Consider the following 662-nt stretch of genomic DNA (forward strand, 5'->3'; position numbering starts at 1 on the left):
CCGAATCACTCTTGAACAATTTGTTATGTTTATTCCCCACGAGCAGACACCCTTTCAATGTAAAACCCAAGCCAACCCTGCTTACCACAAGCTTCTACAGTGCCGCCTATATCAATATTATCTCGCATCAGCTTTTTCGTAGGATACCAAAAAGTACGATTCGACTGAGGGGCTTCAATCGTGATATCACTGAGACCAAACATAACTCGCCTACCCTCTGCAACGTTTGAGAGTTTGCCGACATGACAATAGTCTTGCCCTGTCAAAATCGTGGTAATCAATAAAACACGGAAAAAAGGCAAAAGAAGAATTGCTATAATCGGATATGCAAAAAGCCCAGAGAATATTAACACCTGCCATCGATTGAAACCTGCTTTATGGCTAAGTCTATGAGCCATCACTGCCCACACGCTTTTTCCATTCACTTTCCCAAAAATTACAAATGCCAGATAGCAAGCTGAACAAACAGGCAAAAATAGATAAACAATGAAGTCAAAATACGCACCTGACATATCAAATGGCAGTCTAAATACAATGATTGAAATACCAAAATAAATCGCGAAGAAGAGGCTAACATTGTTGATAGCAGACATTTTCATCCTTTAAACATAACGCCTTGTTAAGGTGTGAGGCACGCAATACCTAAGCTCCCGCACAACACC

At 40.8% G+C, this 662-nt stretch carries 1 protein-coding gene; it reads right to left on the minus strand.

Annotated elements, in window-relative coordinates:
- Positions 1-29: 29 nt before the first annotated feature.
- The gene (locus VHA02S_RS25010; protein ID WP_038899608.1) at positions 30-593 is read right to left on the minus strand and encodes a hypothetical protein; all 564 of its coding nucleotides are present in this window, start codon (positions 591-593) and stop codon (positions 30-32) included.
- Positions 594-662: the final 69 nt, after the last annotated feature.

Origin of the sequence: Vibrio harveyi NBRC 15634 = ATCC 14126 = KCTC 12724 (assembly GCF_001591145.1) — a bacterium.
In the GTDB taxonomy this organism is placed as follows: Bacteria; Pseudomonadota; Gammaproteobacteria; order Enterobacterales; family Vibrionaceae; genus Vibrio; species Vibrio harveyi.

What these genes read in the sequence shown, in the direction of transcription:
- VHA02S_RS25010 (WP_038899608.1), bottom strand. Translation starts at nt 593, where the DNA reads ATGTCTGCTATCAACAATGTTAGCCTCTTCTTCGCGATTTATTTTGGT.